21 protein-coding genes are annotated in these 21,937 nt (G+C 68.5%); 14 read left to right on the top strand and 7 right to left on the bottom strand.

All coding sequences use genetic code 11. The features are described from left to right. Window positions 1–116 precede the first annotated feature (116 nt). From AC3WQM_RS23125 to AC3WQM_RS23135, 3 genes are all read right to left on the bottom strand, one after another. The gene (locus AC3WQM_RS23125; RefSeq protein WP_095747788.1) at window positions 117–542 is read right to left on the bottom strand and encodes a barstar family protein; all 426 of its coding nucleotides are present in this window, start codon (window positions 540–542) and stop codon (window positions 117–119) included. 50 nt (window positions 543–592) lie between these two features. Then, window positions 593–1,006, bottom strand: coding sequence for a guanyl-specific ribonuclease (locus tag AC3WQM_RS23130; RefSeq protein ID WP_056574987.1), 414 nt, complete (start codon window positions 1,004–1,006; stop codon window positions 593–595). 180 nt (window positions 1,007–1,186) lie between these two features. Next, window positions 1,187–3,535, bottom strand: coding sequence for an NADP-dependent malic enzyme (locus AC3WQM_RS23135; protein ID WP_095948384.1), 2,349 nt, complete (start codon window positions 3,533–3,535; stop codon window positions 1,187–1,189). Window positions 3,536–3,711: 176 nt separating this feature from the next. Between AC3WQM_RS23135 and AC3WQM_RS23140 the strand changes: the two genes are divergently transcribed. The 13 genes from AC3WQM_RS23140 (at window position 3,712) to AC3WQM_RS23200 (ending at window position 16,175) form a co-directional block, all read left to right on the top strand. Then, window positions 3,712–4,761, top strand: coding sequence for an SPFH domain-containing protein (locus tag AC3WQM_RS23140; RefSeq protein WP_489060484.1), 1,050 nt, complete (start codon window positions 3,712–3,714; stop codon window positions 4,759–4,761). 124 nt (window positions 4,762–4,885) lie between these two features. Beyond that, complete coding sequence (locus AC3WQM_RS23145) at window positions 4,886–6,367, top strand: DUF4178 domain-containing protein (protein ID WP_492682009.1); 1,482 nt, start codon at window positions 4,886–4,888, stop codon at window positions 6,365–6,367. A 66-nt stretch (window positions 6,368–6,433) separates the two neighbouring features. Then, the gene (locus AC3WQM_RS23150; RefSeq protein ID WP_489060488.1) at window positions 6,434–6,652 is read left to right on the top strand and encodes a DUF350 domain-containing protein; all 219 of its coding nucleotides are present in this window, start codon (window positions 6,434–6,436) and stop codon (window positions 6,650–6,652) included. Next, on the top strand, window positions 6,649–8,205 hold the full coding sequence (locus tag AC3WQM_RS23155; protein ID WP_492682011.1) for a polyamine aminopropyltransferase: 1,557 nt from the start codon (window positions 6,649–6,651) through the stop codon (window positions 8,203–8,205). The genes AC3WQM_RS23150 and AC3WQM_RS23155 overlap by 4 nt, the downstream gene beginning before the upstream one ends. 7 nt (window positions 8,206–8,212) lie before the next feature. Further along, the gene (locus AC3WQM_RS23160; protein ID WP_492682013.1) at window positions 8,213–9,823 is read left to right on the top strand and encodes an FAD-dependent oxidoreductase; all 1,611 of its coding nucleotides are present in this window, start codon (window positions 8,213–8,215) and stop codon (window positions 9,821–9,823) included. Next, window positions 9,820–10,959, top strand: a complete 1,140-nt coding sequence (locus AC3WQM_RS23165) for a saccharopine dehydrogenase family protein (protein WP_492682015.1) — start codon at window positions 9,820–9,822, stop codon at window positions 10,957–10,959. The genes AC3WQM_RS23160 and AC3WQM_RS23165 overlap by 4 nt, the downstream gene beginning before the upstream one ends. After that, window positions 10,940–11,446 carry an SRPBCC family protein gene (locus tag AC3WQM_RS23170; RefSeq protein ID WP_492682017.1) on the top strand — a complete coding sequence of 169 codons (507 nt, stop codon included), beginning with the start codon at window positions 10,940–10,942 and terminating at the stop codon, window positions 11,444–11,446. Before AC3WQM_RS23165 ends, AC3WQM_RS23170 begins: the two co-directional genes overlap by 20 nt. Next, window positions 11,443–11,820, top strand: a complete 378-nt coding sequence (locus AC3WQM_RS23175) for a DoxX-like family protein (protein WP_492682019.1) — start codon at window positions 11,443–11,445, stop codon at window positions 11,818–11,820. Before AC3WQM_RS23170 ends, AC3WQM_RS23175 begins: the two co-directional genes overlap by 4 nt. After that, the gene (locus AC3WQM_RS23180; RefSeq protein WP_492682021.1) at window positions 11,817–12,296 is read left to right on the top strand and encodes a DUF2269 family protein; all 480 of its coding nucleotides are present in this window, start codon (window positions 11,817–11,819) and stop codon (window positions 12,294–12,296) included. Before AC3WQM_RS23175 ends, AC3WQM_RS23180 begins: the two co-directional genes overlap by 4 nt. Window positions 12,297–12,365: 69 nt before the next feature. Next, the gene (locus AC3WQM_RS23185; protein WP_492682023.1) at window positions 12,366–13,718 is read left to right on the top strand and encodes an esterase-like activity of phytase family protein; all 1,353 of its coding nucleotides are present in this window, start codon (window positions 12,366–12,368) and stop codon (window positions 13,716–13,718) included. Between the two features lie 155 nt (window positions 13,719–13,873). Further along, window positions 13,874–14,182 carry a DUF3649 domain-containing protein gene (locus AC3WQM_RS23190; protein ID WP_370680729.1) on the top strand — a complete coding sequence of 103 codons (309 nt, stop codon included), beginning with the start codon at window positions 13,874–13,876 and terminating at the stop codon, window positions 14,180–14,182. After that, entirely contained in the window at window positions 14,179–15,828 is a 1,650-nt protein-coding gene (locus tag AC3WQM_RS23195) for a PepSY-associated TM helix domain-containing protein (RefSeq protein ID WP_492682025.1), read from the top strand. Before AC3WQM_RS23190 ends, AC3WQM_RS23195 begins: the two co-directional genes overlap by 4 nt. After that, a complete protein-coding gene (locus AC3WQM_RS23200; RefSeq protein ID WP_492682027.1) occupies window positions 15,828–16,175 on the top strand; it encodes a DUF3325 domain-containing protein in 348 nt (115 codons plus the stop codon). Before AC3WQM_RS23195 ends, AC3WQM_RS23200 begins: the two co-directional genes overlap by 1 nt. Before the next feature lie 7 nt (window positions 16,176–16,182). On the opposite strand, the gene AC3WQM_RS23205 is transcribed toward AC3WQM_RS23200, so the two are convergent. The 4 genes from AC3WQM_RS23205 to speD are packed head-to-tail and all read right to left on the bottom strand — an operon-like array spanning window position 16,183 to window position 19,657. Further along, a complete protein-coding gene (locus AC3WQM_RS23205; RefSeq protein ID WP_492682029.1) occupies window positions 16,183–17,574 on the bottom strand; it encodes an aminopeptidase P N-terminal domain-containing protein in 1,392 nt (463 codons plus the stop codon). Window positions 17,575–17,580: 6 nt separating this feature from the next. Next, window positions 17,581–18,528 (bottom strand): hypothetical protein, encoded by a 948-nt coding sequence (locus tag AC3WQM_RS23210; protein WP_492682031.1) that lies wholly within the window; start codon window positions 18,526–18,528, stop codon window positions 17,581–17,583. Then, window positions 18,525–19,253, bottom strand: coding sequence for a nucleotidyltransferase family protein (locus AC3WQM_RS23215; RefSeq protein WP_492682033.1), 729 nt, complete (start codon window positions 19,251–19,253; stop codon window positions 18,525–18,527). Before AC3WQM_RS23215 ends, AC3WQM_RS23210 begins: the two co-directional genes overlap by 4 nt. Window positions 19,254–19,267: 14 nt before the next feature. Further along, window positions 19,268–19,657, bottom strand: a complete 390-nt coding sequence (gene speD, locus AC3WQM_RS23220) for an adenosylmethionine decarboxylase (RefSeq protein ID WP_489060511.1) — start codon at window positions 19,655–19,657, stop codon at window positions 19,268–19,270. 149 nt (window positions 19,658–19,806) lie between these two features. On the opposite strand from speD, the gene AC3WQM_RS23225 reads away from it, so the two are divergent. Continuing rightward, entirely contained in the window at window positions 19,807–21,912 is a 2,106-nt protein-coding gene (locus AC3WQM_RS23225) for a transketolase family protein (protein ID WP_492682035.1), read from the top strand. The last annotated feature ends 25 nt before the right edge of the window (window positions 21,913–21,937 follow it).

The raw sequence follows: 21,937 nt of genomic DNA on the forward strand, positions 1-21,937 counted from the left end.
GGGCGTGGCCGCAGCGGCTGCCGTGGCGGTGGTGTTGACTTCGATGCCATCGAGGGTTTCAGCGGTCGGCTGAGCCTCGTTCGCCCGTTCTGCTTGGCTGGTAGATGCAGAACGGGCTACAGAAAAGAATAGAAGCAGCGGAACGGGACCTTGCGATCGCCCCAGTAGTCCGAAGCGTCGCGGAAGATGTCGAGCAGTTGCTCGCGCGCTTCCTTGTCGAACTTGGCGTTGGCCGGGATCTGTTCGAGCACGATGACGAAACCAGGCTGCGGGCCCGATTTATGCAACGGGTCGGTCATGCAGTCGTACAGCGCGTCGAAGTTCTTGCCGAAGTGCGCCGGGAAGGTGAACTGCTGGGCAATCAGGTCGAGCACGTCCTGCTTGGTCTGGGCGTTGCCCAGGTTGGCGTACAGGAAGTGCTGGCCGGCCGCGTTGGCGGCATCCTGCAGGTCGTTCACGCGGAACGCGCGGATCGATTGCACGATGTTCGGGCGTACGGCTCGAAGGGATAAGGTCATATCCGCTGGTCTTTCCATAGTCATCATCATCTCGTCGGGGCGCTTCGGGGCGCCGCTCAGGTCGTTGTCATCGCTCATGGCGCAATCCGTCTGAAACTCGCATAGTGGTCTGCCGTGTACCAGCAGGCCTCGGGCGCTGTGCGCTGCTCGCCACCGCAAACGATCCGCCGGGCACCGCGGTTGCGCGCGCCGGGCGTTGGCACCGTGTATTCGCGGTAATGCCCGCGGCGTGCCGCTGGCAGGATGCGTTCGCGATTGCCGAATACCGTGCCGTCTTTGTCGTACCGGAAGGGGCCACCGTCAAGGATGGCCTGGTAGGTTCGCTGGCCCTGGACCGGGAGATCGGTCAGGGCAATCGAGGCCTCGGAGGACGTTTTGTCGGCCCCGAACCATCCGCGGGCCTCGGCCCCCGTCGTCAGAGCCACCAGCATCAAGCTGGTGAGCGCAAACTTAGTGACAGAGGACGTGATCGAGGCGTAAGCCGCCATGGGGCACCACAAGAAAAGAGCGGGGGGTTCGAATTGCGCTCAACCTCGGGGTTAACCCGCAAATTCAAGCCCGCGAGTGTGCACCACGCTGGCGAAAATAGCAAGCGACTGCCCAAAGTTTGAGCAGTCGCGGGGACGGAAAGCGACGCCTTAAGTTGGCGTCCACTCTCGCCAAATGGCCTATCTCTCGGCGTTTGCGTCGGCCACTGTCAAGGCCGTCATGTTCACAATGCGGCGAACAGTCGCGCTCGCCGTGAGAATGTGCACAGGTTTGGCCGCGCCGAGCAGAACCGGGCCGATGGCGATGTTGCCGCCGGCTGCGGTCTTGAGCAGGTTGTAAGAAATGTTGGCGGCGTCGATGTTGGGGAACACCAGCAGGTTGGCGTCGCCCGCGAGCGCGCTATGTGGCATGACGACCGCACGCTGCTTGCTGTCCAGGGCCACGTCGCCGTGCATTTCGCCATCGACTTCGAGCCAGGGCGCCTGCACGCGCAGCAGGTCGAGCGTCTTGCGCATCTTGACGGCGCTGGGCTCGTTGCTGGTGCCGAAGTTGGAGTGCGACAGCAGCGCGGCCTTCGGCTTGAGGCCGAAGCGCATCATTTCCTCGGCCGCCATGGTCGTGATCTCGGCCAGTTCCTCGGGCGTCGGGTCGTAGTTGACGTGCGTGTCGACCAGGAACACCTGGCGGTCGGGCAGCAGCAGGCCGTTCATGCAGGCGTACACGGGCACGTCCTGCGGGGTGCTGGCGCAACCGCCGGGGCGCTTGCCGATCACCTGGTCGATGTAGTGCAGGTGGATCAGCGTGGTGCCCCAGGTGCCGCAGATCATGCCGTCGACCTCGCCCTTGTGCAGCAGCATGGCGCCGATCAGCGTGAGGCGGCGGCGCATCTCGATCTTGGCGGTCTGCACCGTCTGGCCCTTGCGCTCGGTCATGCGGTGGTAGGTCTGCCAGAAGTCGCGGTAGCGGTGGTCCTGCTCGACGTTGACCACGTCGTAGTCGAGCTCTTCCTTCAGGCGCAGGCCGAACTTCTCGATGCGCTGGGCGATGATGGCCGGACGGCCGATCAGCGTCGGGCGCGCCAGGCCTTCGTCCACCACGATCTGCGCGGCGCGCAGCACGCGCTCTTCTTCGCCCTCGCAGTAGGCCACGCGCTTCTTCGGTGCGCGCTTGGCGGCGTCGAAGATCGGCTTCATGGTGGTACCCGAGGCGTAGACAAAGCTCTGCAGCTTGTCGCGGTAGGCGTCCATGTCCTTGATCGGGCGCAGCGCCACGCCGCTTTCCTCGGCGGCCTTGGCCACGGCCGGTGCGATCTTCATCATCAGGCGCGGGTCGAAGGGCTTCGGAATCAGGTATTCGGGGCCGAAGCTCAGCTTTTCACCGGCGTAGGCGGCGGCCACGCGTTCGCTCTGCTCGGCCTGGGCCAGCTCGGCGATGGCGTGCACCGCGGCAATCTCCATCTCGTCGGTGATGGTGGTGGCACCCGAGTCGAGCGCGCCGCGGAAGATGTACGGGAAGCACAGGACGTTGTTGACCTGGTTCGGGTAATCGGTGCGGCCCGTGGCCATGATCACGTCGTTGCGCACCGCATGGGCGTCTTCGGGCGCGATCTCGGGGTTCGGGTTGGCCAGCGCGAAGATCACCGGCTTGGGCGCCATCTTCGCGACCATTTCAGGCTTGAGCACGCCGCCGGCCGACAGGCCGAGGAACACGTCGGCGCCGGCGATCACTTCCGACAGCTTGCGCATGTCGGTCTTCTGCATGTACTGGCGCTTGTCGTCGTCCATCAGCTCTTCGCGGCCTTCGTAGACCACGCCGGCCAGGTCGGTGACGAACACGTTTTCGCGCTTCAGGCCCACCTTGAGCAGCAGGTTCAGGCAGGCCAGCGCCGCGGCGCCCGCGCCCGAGGTGACCAGCTTCACTTCGGCGATGTTCTTGCCGGCCACCTTCAGGCCGTTCAGCATGGCGGCCGCCACGGTGATGGCCGTGCCGTGCTGGTCGTCGTGGAACACCGGGATCTTCATGCGCTTGCGCAGCTCGCGCTCGACGTAGAAGCAGTCCGGGGCCTTGATGTCTTCCAGGTTGATCGCGCCGAAGGTGGGCTCCAGCGAGGCAATGATCTCGACCAGCTTGACCGGGTCCTTCTCGTCGATCTCGATGTCGAACACGTCGACGCCGGCGAATTTCTTGAAGAGAACGCCCTTGCCTTCCATCACCGGCTTGGAGGCCAGCGGGCCGATGTCGCCCAGGCCCAGCACGGCGGTGCCGTTGGAAATGACACCCACGAGGTTGCCGCGCGAGGTGTACTTGAAGGCGTTGGCCGGGTCCTTGACGATTTCCTCGCAGGGTGCGGCCACGCCGGGCGAGTAGGCCAGCGACAGGTCGCGCTGGTTGACCATCTGCTTGGTCGCCGCGATGGCGATCTTGCCGGGGACGGGAAACTCGTGGTACTCGAGGGCGGCACGGCGCAACAGGGCGCGCTTGTCTTCCGGGGTGGGGGTCGAAGGGGACGATGCGGTCGAATCGGACATGTGCCGTTGCTCCTGGTGGCGCTTCTTCTGGGGGCGCCGATTGTAGACCTCGGTCCATTCCGCCCTACGCCGCATGGCCGGTGGCAGGCATGACCAAAAGCACGGGGCGCCGTCAAAGCCCTGTGGCAATATGTGCGGCTGGGACAAAACCCGACAACATCTCGAGAGGAACGACCATGGCCCTGATGGATTTCATCAAGAAACAGTTCATCGACATCATCCAGTGGACCGAGTCCGGCGATGGCACGCTGGCCTGGCGTTTCCCGATGGCCGAGATGGAAATCCAGAACGGCGCCTCGCTCACCGTGCGCGAATCGCAGATGGCGGTGTTCGTCAACGAAGGCCAGGTGGCCGACGTGTTCGGCCCCGGCATGTACAAGCTCACGACGCAGACCCTGCCCGTGCTCACGTACCTGAAGAACTGGGACAAGCTCTTCGAATCTCCCTTCAAGAGCGACGTCTATTTCTTCAGCACCCGCCAGCAGGTCGACCAGAAGTGGGGCACGCCCCAGCCGATCACGATCCGCGACAAGGACTTCGGCGCCGTGCGCCTGCGCGCCTTCGGCAACTACAGCTTCCGCATCGGCGATCCGAAGCTGTTCCACACCGAAATCTCCGGCACGCGCGACATCTACTCCGTGGCCGACCTCGACGGCCAGCTGCGCGGGCTGGTGCTGCAGAACATCAGCAACGCCATCGCGTCCAGCGGCCTGCCCTTCCTCGACCTGGCGGCCAACCAGATCCAGTTCGCGCAGGCGCTCGCCGCCCAGCTGGTGCCCGAGTTCGAGAAGATCGGCATCAAGCTCGAGAACATCACGGTCCAGAACGTCTCGCTGCCTGAAGAGCTGCAGAAGATCCTCGACCAGAAGATCGGCATGGGCATGGTCGGCAACGACATGGGCAAGTTCATGCAGTACCAGACGGCGCAGGCCATCCCGAAGTTCGCCGAAGGGGCGGCCGGTGGCGGCGGCATCGCGGGCGACGCGATGGGCCTGGGCGCCGGCGTGGCGCTCGGCCAGGTGCTGGCGCAGAACCTCGCGCAGGGCCTGAGCCCCAATGCGGCGGCCCAGGCCGCGGCCACGACGCAGCAGCCGGCCGTGGCCGTGGTGAGCGCCGCCGACGTGATGACCACGCTCGAGAAGCTCGGCGAACTCAAGACCAAGGGCATCCTCACGCAGGAAGAGTTCGACGCCAAGAAGGCCGAACTGCTGAAGAAGTTGGTCTAACCCCCAGGCTTCGCGCACTTCGTGTCGCTTCTCCTTCCCCCTTGCAGGGGGCAACACCCACGGCCCGGCGAAGCCGGCTCCGTGGTGTTTCCCGCAGTTGCATCCGTCGCTTTTCCAGGCTGCCATGGCTGAGGAAACCGGCTCCCAACGCTACTACCGTGCGCCCTGCCCCGGCTGCGGCGCGCCAGTCGAATTCCGCTCGGCGCAATCGACGCACGCGGTCTGCCCGTATTGCCAGAGCACCGTCGTGCGCCAGGGCGACACGCTCGCGCGCACCGGCAAGATGGCCGAACTGTTCGACGACTTCAGCCCGCTGCAGCTGTTCGCCGCCGGCCGCATCCAGGACAAGCCCTTCACGCTGATCGGCCGGCTGCAGTACACCTACCCCGGCGGGCGCTGGACCGAATGGATCGCGTCGCTCGACGGCGACCGCACCGGCGTGCTCAGCGAGGACAACGGCGCCTACGTCTTCGCGCTGCCCTTCGACCTGCAGCGCGCCGCGCCGCCGCCCGCCGACCTGCGCGTGGGCGCCACCACCGCCTTCGCCGGCCAGAGCTACACCGTCGCCTCCAACGAACAGGTGGCGCTGACCTCCGCGCAGGGCGAGTTGCCGCACCTGCCCGCGCTCGGCCAACCGTTCGCGATGGTCGAGCTGCGCAACGACAAGGGGCTGGTGCTCAGCATCGACTACGGCACCGCCCCGCCCACCGCGTACCTCGGGCGCTCGGTGCAACTCGACGACCTGCAGCTCACCGGCCTGCGCGACGAATCCGCGAAGGACGAAAAGGGCCGCAGCTTCAACTGCCCCAACTGCGGCTCGCCCGTCACGGTCAACCTGGCCGACAGCAAGAGCATCACCTGCGGCAACTGCCACAGCATCATCGACCTGTCGCAAGGCATCGGCGGCGAGCTCAAGCACGCCGAACAGAACGAGCCGGTGCGCCCGCTCATCGCGCTGGGCAGCATGGGCCAGCTGCAGGGCGCGCAGTGGCAGGTGGTGGGCTTCCAGCACCGCATGGGCCAGGAGCCCGGCGACGACGAGCAGTTCGGCTGGGACGAGTACCTGCTGTACAACAAGAAGCGCGGCTTCAGCTTCCTGGTCGATGCCGAAGACGGCTGGAGCATGGTCAAGCCGACCACCGGCGCGCCCGTGATGGCCGAGAACGGCAACACCGCCACCTACCTCAACAAGCGCTACCAGCAGCAGTACGCCTACAACGCCGAGACCACCTACGTGGCCGGCGAGTTCTACTGGCAGGTCGAGCGCGGCCAGAAAACCTTCAACCGCGACTTCGCCAGCGGCGGCGCGCTCCTCTCGATGGAGCGCTCGGCCAACGAGCTGACGTGGTCCTCGGGCAGCAAGATCGACAGCGGCGCGGTGGCCACGGCCTTCAAGCTCGACGCCAAGAAGGACCTGTTCTCGCGCGGCGACGCGCTGCCCGTGAGCGCCGCGTCGGGCATGGGCTGCGGCACGATCATCCTCGTCATCGTGGTCATCCTCTTCGTGCTGATCCTGATGAGCAACTGCAGCGGCGGCTCCTCGAGCGGGTACCGCAGCTCGGGCGGTTCGTACGGCGGCTACTCGAGCGGCGGCGGCCACAAATGACGAAGATCGCGCGCAGGCGCTGCGGCTCTCTCACATCTCTCTTTATTGCTACGACTGGAGGTCCCCATGGGAATTGAATGGCTGAAACCGGGCGTGGTCCTCGGATCGCTCGTGTATGCGCTGATCGGCGTGGTGGTCTTCTGGGTCTGCTTCCTGATCATCGACAAGATCACCCCCTATGACCTGTGGGGCGAGATCGTCGAGAAGCAGAACATGGCGCTGGCGCTCGTCGTGGCCGCCATGTGCCTCGGCATCAGCGTCATCGTGGCTGCAGCCATCCATTGAGCGACGCGGCCCTGCCCGCGCGCACCCCGGATGCGCGGGGGCCGCAACCCGTCGAGATCGCGCTGCTCGCCAGCGTGTTCGTGGTCGCCGCGTGCGGCCTGGTCTATGAACTGAGCGCAGCCGCGCTGAGCTCTTACCTGCTCGGCGACTCGGTGCTGCAGTTCAGCACCATCATCGGCACCTACCTGTTCGCCATGGGCGTCGGCTCGTGGCTCTCGCGCTACTTCGACCGGCAGCTGCCGGCGCACTTCCTTCGCATCGAACTGCTCGTGGCGCTGATCGGCGGCGCGCTGCCGGCGATCCTGTTCCTGGCCAACGCCTACGTGCCGGGCGCGTTCCGGCTGCTGCTGTACGGCCTCGTGGTGGTGGTGGGCACGCTGGTGGGGCTCGAGATCCCGCTGGTGATGCGCATCCTCAAGCGCAACATCGTGCTCAAGGACCTCGTGTCGCAGGTGCTGACCTTCGACTACCTGGGCGCGCTCGCCGTGTCGGTCGCGTTCCCGCTGATCCTCGTGCCGCAGCTGGGCATGATCCGCACCGGCCTGCTGTTCGGCGTGATGAACGCCGCGGTGGCCGTGTGGGCGCTGTGGCTGTTCCGCCATGAACTGCGTCGCGCCGGCGCGCATGCGGTGGCCTGCTTTCTCACGCTGGCCGCGCTCATCGGCGCCTTCTGGGGCGCCGACCACATCACCACGCTGGCGGAAGACAAGTTCTACCAGGACCGCATCGTCTTCAGCGCCAGCTCGCCCTACCAGCGCATCGTGGTCACGCGCGGCGCGCTGGGCCACCGGCTGTTCCTGAACGGCAACCTGCAGTTCGCCGAGCGCGACGAGTACCGCTACCACGAGGCGCTGGTGCACCCCGCCATGGCCGCGCATGGCGCGCCCAAGAAAGTCGCCGTGCTCGGCGGCGGCGACGGCATGGCGGTGCGCGAGATCCTTAAGTACCCCTCGGTCGAGTCGGTCACGCTGGTGGAGCTCGATCCGAACATGACGCAGCTCTTCACCACGCACGAGACGCTGGCCGCGCTCAACGGGCATGCGCTGTCGTCGCCGAAGGTGAAGATCGTCAACACCGACGCGTTCCAGTGGCTGCAGCAGGAGGGCGACACCTTCGACGTCATCGTGGTCGACTTTCCCGATCCGACCAACTTCGCCATCGGCAAGCTCTACACCAACAGCTTCTACGCGCTGCTCGACCGGCGCCTGTCGGCCAGCGGCTACGCCGTGATCCAGACCACCTCGCCGCTGGTCGCACGCAAGAGCTATTGGACCGTGGCGACCACCATCGAGTCGGTCGGCCTGAAGGCCACGCCGTACCACGCGCACGTGCCGAGCTTCGGCGAGTGGGGCTACATCATCGCGAGCCATCGGCCCTACCGGCTGCCCGATGCGCTGCCGGGCGGCATGCGCTTTCTCACGCCGGCGACGCTGCCCCTGATGTTCGACTTTCCGCTCGACATGGCGCGCGTGCCGACCGAAGTGAACCGCCTGTCGAACCAGACCCTCGTCACCACCTACGAACAGGAGTGGGGCAAGGTCATGGCGCACTAGCCGCGGCATGCAACGGCGCGACTTCCTCGGCGTGGCAGGTGCGGCGGGCGCCCTGGCGCTGGCCGGCTGCGAGGCGCCGCCACCGCCCATCGAAGGCGGCTTCACCGGCATCGATGTCGCGCGCGGCCACGCCATGCGCGACGCCACGCTCAAGTCGCAGGCCCCGGCCACTGTCAGGCGCACCCGCGTCGTCATCGCCGGCGGCGGTGTTGCCGGCCTGGCGGCCGCACGCGCGCTGCGTCTCGCGGGCATCGACGACTTCGCGCTGCTCGAACTCGAAGACACCGCCGGCGGCAACGCGCGCGGCGGTTCGGTCGGCGGCATCGCCTGCCCGCTCGGCGCGCACTACCTGCCCACGCCCGGCGACGACGCGCACGAGGTGCAGGACCTGCTCGAAGAACTCGGCCTGCGCCGCCGCGTGGCCGGCCGCTGGACGTATGACGAGCGCCACCTCTGCCACAGCCCGCAGGAACGCCTCTTCTTCCGCGGCGAATGGCAGGACGGGCTGCTGCCCGTGCACGACGTGGGCGCCGGCACGCAGGCGCAGTACCGCCGCTTCGCGCAGCGCATCGACGCGCTGCAGCACGCCGCCCACTTCGCCATTCCCACGCTGCGCTTCGCCGTCACGCCCGAACTGCTCGCGCTCGACGCCGTGCCCTTCGCGGGCTGGCTCGACCGCGAAGGCTTCGACGACGCCCACCTGCGCTGGTACCTCGACTACTGCTGCCGCGACGACTACGGCGCCGGCATCGCGCAGGTGTCGGCCTGGGCCGGCATCCATTACTTCGCAAGCCGGCACGGCTTTCATGCGCCCGGCGACGCCAGCGGCAGCGTCAATGACACCAACCCCGACCGCGACGGCGTGCTCACCTGGCCCGAAGGCAACGGCTGGCTCACGAAGCAGCTGGCCGCGCCGCTGGGCGCGCGCCTGCACACCGGCCAGGTCGTCACGCGCATCGCCGAAGGGCGCGCGGGCGTCGAGGTCGATGCGTGGGATGCCGCGTCGAAATCGATGGTGCGCTGGCAGGCCGAGCGCTGCATCGTCGCGCTGCCCGTCTTCATCGCCGCGCGCGTGGTCGAGAACCCGCCGTCGCTGCTGACGAGCGCCGCCGCGCACGTGCGTTACGCCCCCTGGCTGGTCGCCAACGTGCACCTGCGCGGCCCGCTGGCCGACCGCGTTGGCGCCGCGCCGAGCTGGGACAACGTGATCTACGGCACGCGCGGCCTCGGGTATGTCGATGCGCGCCACCAGACGCTCGACCCCACGCCGCGCGGCACCGTGCTCAGCTGGTACCGCCCGCTGGGCCCGAGCGGCTACGACACCGGCGACGGCCGGCAGTTGCTGCTCGAGCGCCCGTGGACCGCATGGCGCGACGAGCTGCTGGCCGAGCTGTCGGTGCCACACCCCGACCTGCCGGCACTCGCCACGCGAGTCGAGATCACGCGCTACGGCCACGCCATGTCGATCCCGCGGCCGGGCCTGCTCGCGCACATCGGCGCGCACGGCGACCGCGTGGCCGCGGGCCGGCTGTCGTTCGCGCACGCGGACTGGTCGGGCTATTCGATCTTCGAGGAAGCCTTCACGCGCGGCCACCTCGCCGGAGCCAGCGGCGCATGAAGACGCTGGTGCTCGGCGGCTACGGCAACTTCGGTGCGCGCATCAGCCGCGCGCTCGCGCAGGACCCGGGCATCGAATTGTGGGTCGGCGGGCGCGACCTCGAACGGGCCACGGCCTTCGCGCAATCGCTGGGCGGCAATGCGCGCGGTGTGCGCGTCGATGCGCAGTCGCCCGATCTCGCGCAGGGGCTGGGCTTCCTGGGCGTCGACCTCGTCATCCACACCGCGGGCCCGTTCCAGGGCCAGGACTACCGTGTGCCGCAGGCCGTGGCGGCCGCCGGCGCGCACTACATCGACCTGGCCGACGGCCGGCGCTTCGTCTGCGAATTTCCCGCCGCGATGGACGCCGCCTTCCGCAGCGCGGGCCGCACCGCCGTGGCCGGCGCCAGCACCGTGCCCGCGCTGTCGTCGGCGGTGGTCGACCACCTCGCCGCCGGCTGGCAAGGCATCCGCAGCATCGACATCTGCATCGCGCCGGCACAGGGCGCACCGCGCGGCGAAGCCACGCTCGCGGGCGTGCTCGCCTACTGCGGCGCGCCGATCCGCGTCTGGCAGGGCGGCCGGTGGACCGAGCAACCCGGCTGGGCCCATCCCGCGAAGGTGCAGTTCGCGCGCATGAAGCCGCGCCGCGGCGCCTTGTGCGACATCCCCGACCTCGAGCTCTTTCCCACGCGCTACGCCGGCGTGCAGTCGGTCATGTTCCGCGCCGCGCTCGAAGTCGGCCTGACCCAGCACGCCTTCGCCTTCCTGGCGTTCCTGCGCCGCACAGGCCTGCTGCGCGCACCGCAGACGCTGGCGCCGCTGCTGCACGCGACGGGCGGCGTGTTCGATGCGTTCGGCACCGCGCTGGGCGGCATGGTGGTGCGCGTCGAAGGCACCGATGCGCACGGCGCCATCGCGCGCCGCGCCTGGCACATCGCGGCGGACGACAACCACGGCCCCGAGATTCCCTGCATGGCCGCCATCCTGCTGGCCCGCCGGCTCGCGCGCGGCGAGGCGTTGCCGACGGGCGCGCACGCCTGCGCCGGCCTGCTCACGCTGCCCGAGTTCGACCCTGAGTTCGCGCGCTGGGGCATGGTGACGGATGTGATCGACGAAGGCGAAAGCGCAGCAGGCCATGGCACACCAGCGCTTTGAATTCGACATGCCGGCGCCGGCCGACGTGGTCTTCGATGCCTTCCACTATCACGTCTGGCGTGCGCGCTGGGACTCGCTGGTCGGCAACGCCCGCGTGGTGGGCGGCGCGCCCTGCCCTTTCGTGGGCGCGGAAACCGAGAACACCGGCGGCGGCTGGTTGCGGGGCCTGTCGATGCGCACGCGCTTCGTCACGTTCGACCGGCCTCATGTGGCCGCGGCGTCGATGGTCGGCCGTTCCTTTCCTTTCAGCCGCTGGGCCGCATCGATGCGGCACCGGGACACACAGCCTGGTCAATCGGTGCTGATCTACGTCTACACCATCGAAGCCGGACCGAAAGCCTTGCGCTGGCTGCTGGAGCCCGTGGTGGCCCAGGTCTTCGCGCGGCAGACACAACGGCGTTTCGCCCGCATGCGCGACTTTCTCGCGGGGCATGCGGACGAGGTCGTTCGGTGGCAACGGGCACAGCATGGGAGCGATGCGGCATGACAAGGACGCGTGACGACGACCGCCTGCTGCGCCTGAGCCTCGTCGTCGTCTGGCTTGTCACCGCCGTCGCCAGCATCGTCGAACTCGACGGCCAGAGCCGGCGCGTGCTGGCCGACGCAGGCATCGCCTCGCCGCCGTGGCTGGTGCAGGCGCTGATCGTCGGCGGTGCGGCGGCCGATCTTGCGATCGGCCTGGCGCTGTGGCTGCGGCCCGGCCGCACCGTCTACCTGGCCGCCTTCGCGCTGATGCTCGCCATGACGCTCGTGGCGACCGTGCTGCAGCCGGACCTGTGGCTGCACCCGCTCGGCCCGCTGCTCAAGAACCTGCCCATTGCCGCGCTGCTCTGGCATCTGTACCGACGCGCCACGCCATGAACACCTACCTCGTCCTCAAGTGGCTGCACATCGTCTCCAGCGTGTTGATGGTCGGCACGGGGCTGGGGTCGGCCTTCTACATGTTCTTTGCCAACCGCAGCGGCAGCGTGCCGGCGCAGGCGGTGGTGAGCCGGCTGGTGGTGCGGGCCGATTGGTGGTTCACCACGCCCACCGTCATCCTGCAGCCGGTCACCGGCTTCGCGCTGGCGCACCTGGCGGGCTGGCCGCTGTCGACGCCGTGGCTGGCGCTGTCGTTGGGGCTGTTCGCGTTCGCGGGGGCGTGCTGGCTGCCGGTGGTGTGGCTGCAGATCCGCATGGCGGCCCTGGCGGCGCAGGCGCACCACGAGGCCACGCCGCTGCCGTCGCTGTATCTGCGCTATCAGCGCTACTGGGAACTGCTCGGTTACCCGGCCTTCGTGGCCATGGCCATCGTGTTCTGGCTGATGGTGAACAAGCCGCAGCTGTCGTTCGTCTGAGCGGATGTCACGGCGGCGTCACGCCTGCCCGGCAAGGTCACGCGTTTTCGACTGAAAGCTTTTTCGTTCATGACGCGCTTCGCTTCCCTCTCCCTGGTCGCCTTGGCCGCTGCCTTCGCTTGCGGCGGCGCTGTGGCCCAGACCGCCTTCCCCGCCACGCTCGCCGGCCACGCCGTGCTGCCTGCGCAGAGCTTCGTCGCCGCACCGAAAGACGCGCCGGCCGACCTGCAGGTGAGCGGCAAGTTCACCTCGGGCAAGCGCGTCGAGGCGCTGGGCACCGTCGAAGGCCTCTCGGCCGGCCGTGGCACCGGCGTGTCGGTGCCCTTCAAGGGCCAGCCGCTGCAGGGGCACTCGGGCATCAAGAAGATGGACGACGGCTCGTTCTGGATCCTCACCGACAACGGCGCCGGCGCGAAGGCCAATTCGCCCGACTTCATGCTCTACCTGAACCACTACAAGGTGGACTTCAAGAGCGGCAAGTTCAATCGCATCAACACCATCTTCCTGCACGACCCCGACAAGAAGGTGCCGTTCCGCATCGTTCACGAAGGCACGAAGCAGCGCTACCTGACGGGCTCGGACTTCGATCCCGAGAGCTTCCAGTTCGCTGGCGGCGCGCTGTGGATCGGCGAGGAGTTCGGCCCCTTCCTGATCAAGGCCGACCTGAAGGGCAAGGTGCTCGCGGTGTTTGATACGCAGGTCGACGGCAAGATCGTGCGCTCGCCCGACCATCCGGCGGTCACCACGCCGGGCGCACCGGGTGGTGCGGTCGATTTCCAGATCAAGCGCTCCAAGGGCTTCGAAGGCATGGCGTCCTCGAAGGACGGTAGCAAGCTGTATGCACTGCTCGAAGGCCCGGTGTGGAACGCCGAGACCAAGGACTACGAGAAGCTCGACGGCAAGGAAGCGCTGCGCGTGCTGGAGTTCGACGTCGCAACCGAGAAGTGGACGGGTCGGCACTGGAAGTACGTCCTCGAAGCCAACGGCCACGCCATCGGCGACTTCAACATGATCGACGGCACCACCGGCCTCATCATCGAGCGCGACAACGGCGAAGGCACGAGCGACAAGGCCTGCCCCGAAGGCCAGAAGCGCACCGACTGCTTCCACGACATCGCGAAGTTCAAGCGCGTCTACAAGGTCGAGCTGAGCGACGCGAACGTGGGCGGCGCGGTGCGCAAGATCGGCTACATCGACCTGCTGAACATCGCCGACCCGAACAAGCTCGCGCGCAAGCCGCTCAACGACGGCGTGCTCAAGTTCCCGTTCTTCACGATCGAGAACGTCGACGTGGTCGATGCCACGCACATCGTGGTCGGCAACGACAACAACCTGCCGTTCTCCAGCAGCCGCGAGCCGAACAAGGCGGACGACAGCGAGCTGGTGCTGCTCGAAGCCGGCGCGCTGCTGCAGGCGAAGTAAGGCGTACGGCGGCGCCCGCCTTTCAAGGCCCCGCTCGCGGGATGGGCGGGGGCGAGAAAACCAAGAAGATGAGTATGATTCTCATTCTCCAGGTTTCTCCTCTCCCTCTGTCCCATGAATTTCCGAACGACCTTGCACGTCGTCCGGCGCCCGTCGTGAGCGCCGGCCTCCGCTACCGGATGGGCGTCGCGTCGCGGGCCGTCGCCGCCATCGCGGGCGGTTACGGCGTCGCCGCGCTGTCGGCCGCCGTGCTCGCGCTGGGCCTGCCCGCTCTCTTCGGCATGGCGCGCAGCGAAGCGGCGCTGACCGGCACGCTGGCCTCCTTCCTCGTCTACGCGGTGGCCGTGATGTGGGTCTTCGCGGCCCGCTCGGCGTGGCGCGCCTGGACCGGTCTTGCCATCGCGGCGGCGCTGCAGGGCCTGCTGTTGCTGCTGTGGACCCAGGGCGGCGGAGGTGCCGCATGAAGGAAGGATTCCGCCAGTCGATGGCCTGGCTGCACACCTGGTCGGGCCTGCTGGTCGGCTGGGTGCTCTTCATGGTGTTCGCGGCCGGCACGGCCTCGTACTTCAAGGACGAGATCACCTTCTGGATGAAGCCGGAGCTGCACGCCATCTCGCACGGCACCGTGACCCAGCCGGTCGCGGCCGAGAACGCGGTGGCGTACCTGGAGCGCAACGCGGGCAATGCAGCGCGCTGGTTCATCACCCTGCCGACCGCACGCGAGCCGTCGGTCGGCGTGCTGTGGATCAAGCCGCCGCCGCCGGCCGGTTCGCCGCCGGTGGAGCGGCGCCGCGGCTTCGACCGCGCCGCGCTCGACCCGGCCACGGGCCAGGCGATCACCGCGCCGCGCGAGACGCGCGGCGGCGAGTTCTTCTACCGCCTGCACTTCGACCTGCACTACATGCCCGCGATCTGGGCGCGCTGGATCGTCGGCTTCTGCGCGATGTTCATGCTGGTGGCGATCGTCAGCGGCATCGTCACGCACAAGCGCATCTTCAAGGACTTCTTCACCTTCCGTCCGAAGAAGGGCCAGCGCAGCTGGCTCGACGCGCACAACGTCACCGCCGTGCTTGCGCTGCCGTACCACGCCATGATCACCTACACCGGGCTGGTCACGCTGATGTTCATGTACATGCCGTGGGGCCCGCAGGTGGCCTACAAGGCGCACGGCGGCACCGACACCTTCTTCGCCGAAGCCATTCCGGGCGGCTTGCGCACGCAGATCAAGCCCTCGGGCACGAAGGCGGCGCTGGCACCCCTCGCGCCCATGGTGGCGCAGGCCACGGCCCACTGGGGCGGCGCGCCCGTGGGCCGCATCCTGGTGCACCAGCCCAACGACGCCAACGCCGTGGTCTCGCTCGCGAGGGCCGAGGGCCGGCACCTGTCGTACGAACAGCCCTCCATGCAGTTCAACGGCACGACCGGCGCACTCATCGGCACCTTCGGCGACGTGCCCAAGGCCGCGGCCGAAACGCGCGGCGTGCTCTACGGCCTGCACATCGGCCGCTTTGCCGATCCGCTCTTGCGCGCGCTGTTCTTCGTCTCGGGCCTGGCGGGTTGCCTGATGGTGGCCACGGGCCTCTTGCTGTGGGCCGTGAAGGAACGCCAGAAGTACGCCAAGACCCTCAAGCAGGGCGGTCGCATCGGCTTCGGCCTGCGGCTGGTCGACGGGCTGAACCTCGGCGCCATCGCGGGCCTGCCCGTGGCGATGGCTGCCTTCTTCTGGGCCAACCGCCTGCTGCCGGTCGACGTGGCCGGCCGCAACGAGGCCGAGATCCGCTGGTTCTTCATCGTCTGGGGCGCTACCGCCGTGCTGGGCCTGCTGCGCCCGACCCTGCGCATGTGGCAGGCGCAGCTCGCGCTCGGCGCGCTGCTGTTCGCGTTGCTGCCGGTGCTCAACGCCTTCACCGGCCCCGCGCCGCTCACCGTGAGCCTGCGCAGCGGGCCGAGTTCGGTGGCGGGCTTCGACCTCGTGGCGATCGCGCTCGGCCTGGGGCTGGCGGGCGCGACCTGGCTGGTGGAGCGCAAGCGCCGCAAGGCGCTGGCCGCGCCGAAGAAGGCCGTCAAGCCGCCGCCGACCGAGCTCGCTGCGTCGGGCCAGGGGTCGTGATGCCGCTGCTCGGTTTGGTGTTCGCGGCCTCGCTGGCCGGCTTCTGCGCGCTGAGCCTCGCGATGGACCGCCACAGCGAAGACGTCTTCGGCCGCGGCCACACGCCGGGCGCCTGGCGCCGATGGCTGCAGCTTGGGGGCACGGCGCTGCTGTGCCTGTCGCTGTGGGCCAGCCTGGAGGCGGCGGGCGGGTCGGTGGGGTGGGTGTTGTGGCTCGGGGCGTTGACTGCGGCGGCGCTGGCGACGGTCGGGTTGTTGAGTGGGTTGCCGCACCGTTTTCTGCGCATTGCCATGGGCGCCGCGGTGCTCGCGATCGGGCAGGCGCTGTTCTGCGCGCTGCCCGCCTGATTCGCGCTCAGGCGCGCATCAACGCCTCGATCTCATCCGCCTTCACCGGCACCCCCCGCGAAATCAGTTCGCAGCCCGTGGCCGTGACGATCGCGTCGTCCTCGATGCGGATGCCGATGTTGTGGAATTTTTCGGGCACGCCATCGCCGGGCCGCACGTAGATGCCGGGCTCCAGCGTCAGCACCATGCCGGGGTGCAGGATGCGGCTCGGGCGGTTCTTGATGAGCTCGTTGGACAGCGGGTCCTTGCGCTCGCTCACCTCGCCCACCTGCGTGGGCTCGACGTAGCTGCCGCAGTCGTGCACGTCCATGCCCAGCCAGTGGCCGGTGCGGTGCATGTAGAACTGGAAGTAGGCGCGCGAGTCGATCACGTCGTCGACGCCGCCGACCTTGTTGCCGTCGAGCAGGCCCAGATCGAGCATGCCCTGCGCCAGCACCTTCACGGCCGCGTCGTGCGGGTCGTTGAAGCGGTTGCCGGCCTTGGTGGCGGCGGCCGAGGCGTCCTGGCTGGCGAGCACCAGGTCGTACAGCGCGCGCTGCGGGCCGCTGAACTTGCCGTCGGCCGGGAAGGTGCGGGTGATGTCGCTGGCGTAGCCGTCGAGTTCGCAGCCGGCGTCGATCAGCACCAGCTCGCCCTTGCGCACGGGCGCGGCGTCGGCGCGGTAGTGCAGCACGCAGGCGTTGGCGCCGGCCGCGACGATGGAGCCGTAGGCCGGGTACTGCGAACCGCCCAGGCGGAATTCGTGCAGCAGCTCGGCGTCGAGGTGGTACTCGCGCACGTCCTTGCCCTCGCGCAGCATGCGCGCCGACAGCTGCATCGCGCGGATGTGGGCGCGGGCGCTGATCTGCGCGGCGCGGCGCATGATGTCCTGCTCGTGCGCGTCCTTCACGAGGCGCATCTCGTCGAGCGGGCCGCACAGGTCGCGCTGCTCCTCGGGGCACAGCGCGCCGTAGCGCACGCGCGCACGCACCGACTGCAGCCAGCCGTCGATGCGGGTTTCCAGGCCCTTGTGGGTGGCGAAGGGGAACCACACGGTCGAGCGGTTCTCGAGCAGCTTCGGCAACTTCGCGTCGAGGTCGTTCACCGAGAAGGCCTCGTCCACGCCCAGCGCGGCGGGGGCGGCGTCGGGGCCGAGGCGGTAGCCGTCCCAGATCTCGCGCTCCAGGTCTTTCGGCGCGCAGAACAGCGTGGCGCGGCCGTCGCCCGCCAGCACCAGCCACGCGTTCGGCTCGGTGAAGCCGGTCAGGTAGTAGAAGTAGCTGTCGTGGCGGAACAGGAAGTCGCTGTCGCGGTTGCGCTGGCGCTCGGGCGCGGTGGGAACGATGGCGATGCCGTCCTTGCCCAGTTGCGAAGCGAGGCGCGCGCGGCGCTCGGCGTAGATCGTGGTGTCATTGAGCATGGGATTTCACTTTCGATACGGTGCAAGTCCGGGGTCCGCGGGTACCAGATGCCGCCATGGGAACACATCCTGCGCAAAGTGGCTGACGTAGCCGCCGATCGTTGACTGGATGACCATGAATTGCAGCCGCTGCCGCACGCCCTGCAGCTGCTGCAGCTGGGCCAAGTCGAGGCAGGTGTTGCGCAGTCTCAGCACGCGCAGCTGTGCGCCCATGGGGCTGCGCAGCAAGGCTTCGTAGTCTTCGAAGGCCGTGATGCCGCCGGGGGCCCGGTCGGCCGGCCACGCCATCTGCTGCTCGGTGGATTCGGAAAAATCCAGCAGCGTGAGGCCCGGCAGCTGCGTCGCCGCGGCAAGGTGGCGAATGAAGTTCTGCGTGTCGAAATGGGCGCCGACGCACAGGCTGGTCAGTTGCGGCAGCGGCACGGCGAAGAAGTCGGCGTTCGGCGCGTTCGGCACCGTCAGTTCGCTCAGGTGCGGCGTCTTGCGCACCCAGCGCGCGATGTCGCCGCCTTCCTCGAGGATGCCGTCACTGGTGCAGACGAGCGACTGGTTGTGGTCCTCGGGCTGCGTCGGCTTGATGAACAGCGAGCGCAGGCGGGGAAACATCACCGCGCCCTCGAGCAGCGGCGTGAACATCCATTCGCGCGAGCCGTTGGCGCCGCTGTCGGGGCCGCTGAACGACAGCGAGGTGATGCAGTCGGCCACGTCCTGCCGGCTCAGGCAGGCGAGCGTTTCGTCGAAGGCGTCGCCCCAGGTGTCGCCGAAGTACTCGACGTGCCAGCCCTGGCGCATGGGCGCGAGGCTCAGGCGCGTGAAGTCGCTCACGTAGAGCGGCACGGCCAGCGGGTCTTCGGGCATGCCGTCGTTGCGTTCGGCGGCGGTGGCCAGGGCCAGGTCCTGCAGGCGCTGCGGCAGCAGGCGCAGGGCGTCGGGCAGCGGCGCGAGCGTTGTCATGCGCCCGCTGCCGGCGCGACCCCGGCGTTGAGTTGCTGCAGGCGCTGCGGCGTGCCCACGTCGGTCCAGTCGCCGGTGTAGAGCTCGGCGCTCGCCTGCTGGTTGTCCATCGCGGCGCGCAGGATCGGTGCCAGTGGGGCCTTGATGCCGTCCGGGTTGCCGGCCGGGATGTCGCAGTACGGCGGCGCAAACAGCGCGGCGCGGTACAGGCCGATGGTCGAGAAGGTGTACTTTTCGGCCGCGTGGTTCAGCGCGAGCCCGTCGGCCGAGAGGCCGAAGTCGCCCTTGAGGTTGTGCGCCGGGTTCGGCACCAGCCACAGGTGGGCGAGCTTGCCGCTGGCCAGGAAGCGGTCGACGGCGGCCTGGGTGAAGCGAAAGCCGGGCGCGAACACGTCGCCGGCCGCGACCCAGAACACCTCGCCCAGCAGCGGCAGCGCGCGCACGATGCCGCCGGCCGTTTCGAGCGCACCGCCGAAGTCGCGGCCCTCGTCGGAATAGGAGACAGACAGCGCACCACGCCCGTCCAGCACGGGGCTCGCGCCGAACCGGGCGGCGACCTGTGCGCCCAGCCAGTCGGTGTTGACCACCAGCTCGGTGAAGCCGCCATCGGCCAGCGCTTCCATCGGCCACTGCATCAGCGGCTTGCCGCGCACTTCGAGCAGGGGCTTGGGCGTGACGTCGGTCAGCGGCCGCATGCGCTCGCCGCGGCCGGCGGCCAGGATCATCGCGCGCACCGCCATCACCGCACCGACCCGGCCACACGGCCGCGTTGCAGTTCGTTGCGCTCGCTGTGGCGGGGCTGGAACAGCGCCACCAGGCAGGCCATCAGCGCATGCGCCTTGGCCGAGTGGTCGGCGCCGAAGTTGCACACGTACACATCGAGCGTCACGCCGCGCTGCTCGGGCCAGGTGTGGATGCACAGGTGCGATTCGGCCAGCAGCAGCGTGGCCGTCACGCCGCCCGGCCCCTGCGGCGTGGCCGGAAAACTGTGGACCAATTTGCCCACGGCCTGCAGCCCGGCGGCCGTCACGGCTTTGGTGCAGACCTCGCCGAGCGCGCGCCCGTCGGTGAGCCATTGGAGGCCGCATTGGCAGTCGTGGAGATCGGCGGTGAGGTGCAGCCCTTGCATGGGGGGCAACTCTAGCAGCCGGGCCTGCGACACAAGAGAGCATCAGCGGGGTGTTGGCCCTGTATCGAGGCCGGGCGCGGCTCGCCCGGTAAAATCTCGGGTTCTCCCGTATCCCCCACCCACCCTTTTCCCCCGAAAGCCCACTGCCCATGGCAAACCAAGCCCTGATGGCCAACGCGATCCGCGCGCTGGCAATGGATGCCGTTCAACAAGCCAATTCCGGACATCCGGGCGCACCGATGGGCATGGCCGACATGGCCGTCGCCCTGTGGGGCGAGCACCTGCGCTACAACCCCGCCAACCCGCATTGGTTCGACCGCGACCGCTTCGTGCTGTCCAACGGCCACGCCTCGATGCTGATCTACGCGGTGCTGCACCTCACGGGCTACGACCTGCCCCTGGCCGAACTCAAGAACTTCCGCCAGCTGCACAGCAAGACCGCCGGCCACCCCGAAGTCGACGTCACCCCCGGCGTCGAGACCACCACCGGCCCGCTGGGCCAGGGCATCACCAATGCCGTGGGCTTCGCGCTGGCCGAGAAGCTGCTCGCCGCCGAGTTCAACCGCAAGGACCTGGCCATCGTCGACCACCACACCTACGCCTTCCTGGGCGACGGTTGCATGATGGAAGGCATCAGCCACGAAGCCTGCGCCCTCGCCGGCGCCTGGCACCTGAACAAGCTGATCGCCCTGTACGACGACAACGGCATCAGCATCGACGGCCAGGTCAAGCCCTGGTTCATCGACAACACCGAAGAACGCTTCAAGGGCTACGGCTGGAACGTCGTCGGCCCCATCGACGGCAACGACGCCAAGGAAGTGGCCAAGGCCATCGCCAAGGCCAAGAAGGAAGCCACCAAGCCCACGCTGATCGTCTGCAAGACCACCATCGGCAAGGGCAGCCCGAACCGCGCCGGCACCGCCAAGGCGCACGGCGAGGCGCTGGGCGCCGAAGAAATCAAGCTCACGCGCGAAGCCATCGGCTGGCCCTACCCCGTCTTCGAAATCCCGGCCGAGGTGTACGCCGACTGGGACCACAAGGCCGAAGGCGCCAAGACCGAAGCCTCCTGGAACGACACCTTCGCCGCCTACACGGCCGCGTACCCCGAACTCGCCGCCGAGTTCACGCGCCGCATGAAGGGCGAGCTGCCCAAGAACTTCCACCAGGTCGCCTTCGACACCGTGGTCGCCGCCCACACCAAGGGCGAAACCGTGGCCAGCCGCAAGGCCAGCCAGCTCGCGCTCGAGGCCTTCACGGCCGCGCTGCCCGAAATGCTCGGCGGCAGCGCCGACCTCACGGGCTCCAACCTCACCAACACCAAGAGCACCGCCGCGCTGCGCTTCGACGCCAAGACCGGCGCCGTCGTGCTGAACGCGCCCGCCGCACCGCTGGTGCCCCAGGGCGGCGAGGACGAAGCGGCACAGGGCGATGCCGTCGAGCCGCCGCACGGCGAGATCGGCCGCCACATCAACTACGGCGTGCGCGAATTCGGCATGGCCGCCATCATGAACGGCGTGGCGCTGCACGGCGGCTACATCCCCTACGGCGGCACCTTCCTCACCTTCAGCGACTACAGCCGCAACGCCATCCGCATGGCCGCGCTCATGAAGCGCCGCGTGGTGCACGTGTTCACGCACGACTCCATCGGCCTGGGTGAAGACGGCCCGACGCACCAGTCGATCGAGCACGCCGCCTCGCTGCGCCTCATCCCGAACCTGGACGTCTGGCGTCCGGGCGACACGGCCGAAACCGCCGTGGCCTGGGCTGTCGCATTGCAGAACGCCACGCGCCCGACCGCCCTGCTGCTGAGCCGCCAGAACATCGCCTACGCCGCCAAGAGCGACCTGGGCGACATCAGCCGCGGTGCCTACGTGCTGTCCGAGCCCGAGAACGTCGGCCTCAAGAACAAGAAGACGGCAGCGGTCATCATCGCCACCGGCTCCGAAGTGCAGCTCGCGCTGGCCGCCCAGAAGCTGCTGGCCGACAAGAAGATCGCCGTGCGCGTGGTGTCGATGCCCTCGACCACCACCTTCGACCGCCAGGACCTGGCCTACAAGAAGGCCGTGCTGCCCAAGAAGATCCCGCGCGTCGCGGTCGAAATGGGCTGCACCGACGGCTGGTGGAAGTACGGCTGCGCGGCCGTGGTCGGCATCGACAGCTACGGCGAGTCGGCCCCCGCGCCCGTGCTGTTCAAGCACTTCGGTTTCACGGCGGAGAACGTGGCCGCCACCGTGGAAGCGGCCCTGCGCGACTGAGCGTCGCGCGGTTCGTCCTCTTCCC

The sequence above is a fragment of the Variovorax sp. FW301-JW7 genome, assembly GCF_058788795.1.